At 62.8% G+C, this 1,619-nt stretch carries 2 protein-coding genes; one reads left to right on the top strand and one right to left on the bottom strand.

What is annotated here, in order from left to right:
• Window positions 1–133 precede the first annotated feature (133 nt).
• Window positions 134–355, bottom strand: a complete 222-nt coding sequence (rpmE, locus tag EN884_RS35275; protein WP_013529118.1) for a 50S ribosomal protein L31 — start codon at window positions 353–355, stop codon at window positions 134–136.
• A gap of 206 nt (window positions 356–561) precedes the next feature.
• Here rpmE and EN884_RS39960 point away from each other — a divergent pair.
• On the top strand, window positions 562–1,619 hold a 1,058-nt coding region (locus tag EN884_RS39960), incomplete at its 3' end, for an ABC transporter transmembrane domain-containing protein (RefSeq protein WP_245492045.1).

The following is a 1,619-nucleotide window of genomic DNA, read 5'->3' as shown; positions in this document are numbered from 1 at the left end:
GAGTAGGACCGCGCCGCAACAAAAAACCCGCCACAGGGCGGGTTTTCGATCTGTGAAAGCTCGTTTGGCTTAAGTTCTTACTTGATGCAAGTCGTTATCCCAAAACCGCTTCGCACTTTTGGGCGACATGCAATTAGATGCCGAAACCTTCGAAACGCTTCTTGAACTTCGACAGGCGGCCGCCGCGGTCGAGCAGGGTCTGCTGGCCGCCGGTCCAAGCCGGGTGGGTGGTCGGGTCGATATCGAGGTTCATCGTATCGCCTTCCTTGCCCCAGGTCGAACGGGTCGTGTATTCGGTGCCATCGGTCATGACGACCTTGATGGTGTGGTAATCGGGATGGATGTCGGTCTTCATGGTTCGGTTCCTGGCTTGCCGGCGCTGGCGACGGGCATAAGCCTGCGTCGATGCGCCCCTTTTTAAAACTCGAAGCCGCAGCTATTGAGGAGCCACGGCTTCTAAAACGGTCGGCGAGCCTATACATCAGCCGGAATTGAATCACAAGGCCGCGGCAAGCGCATATTGAGGCGCAGACCCCAAGGACGGCTGGAGGAAACATCGGGATGGCGCAAATCACCAGCGCAGACGAGCGCCGGCGTTCGCTCAAGCCGCTCAGGCGCCTGTTCCCCTACATCACGCACTACCGCACGCTGGTCGTCGGCGCCATTATCTCGCTGGTTATCGCGGCGGCAACCACGTTGGCGCTGCCGCTGGCGGTGCGTCGCATGATCGATCATGGCTTCTCGTCGTCCAGCACGACCTTCATTGCCGAATATTTCGCAGCGCTGGTGGCTATGGCCGCCCTGCTGGCGGCAGCATCGGCCGGCCGCTACTATTTCGTCATCACGCTGGGCGAGCGCGTCGTCGCCGATATCAGGCGCGATGTGTTTGCCCATGTGACGACGCTGTCGCCTGCCTTCTTCGACACCGCCCAGTCGGGCGAGATCGTGTCGCGGCTTGCCGCCGACACGACGCAGGTCAAGTCGGCGGTCGGAGCGACGGCCTCGGTGGCGCTGCGCAATGTCATCCTCGGCCTTGCCATGATGACGGCAGTCGGCTTCGACCTGACGCATGGGTCGCTGTCGGTGTCGCACCACCCTTTCTGCGGCGGCGTGCCGAGCGACGTGCGTATCACCACCCGCTACAAGACGTCCGACTTCCTGTCGGCGCTGATGGGCGTGCTGCACGAGACCGGCCATGCGCTCTACGAACAGAACCTGCCCAAGGCATGGTCGCACTGGCCGCTCGGCAAAGCGCGCGGCATGGCCGTGCATGAAAGCCAGAGCCTGTTCGTCGAGAAGCAGCTAGGCCGCAACCCGGCCTTCTGGCGCTGGGCGCTGCCAGTGGTTGAAAAGCATCTCGGCGAAGCCTGGTCGCTCGACGACATCCTGCCGCACGTGCATCGCGTCGGACGCGGCCTGATCCGGGTCGATGCCGACGAGGTGACCTATCCCCTGCATGTCATCCTGCGCTACGAACTGGAACAGGAACTCGTCTCGGGCCGGCTGGAGGTGGCCGATCTGCCCGAAGCCTGGGACGCCAAGATGCGCGACTACCTCGGCCTTTCCACCATCGACAACCCAGCCGACGGGCCAATGCAGGACGTGCATTGGCCCGGGGC

The organism is Mesorhizobium sp. M7A.F.Ca.AU.001.01.1.1, from assembly GCF_004022735.1.
Lineage (GTDB): Bacteria > Pseudomonadota > Alphaproteobacteria > Rhizobiales > Rhizobiaceae > Mesorhizobium > Mesorhizobium ciceri.
Note: the sequence above shows the minus strand (reverse complement) of the source record. Positions and strands in the feature narration are given on the sequence as shown.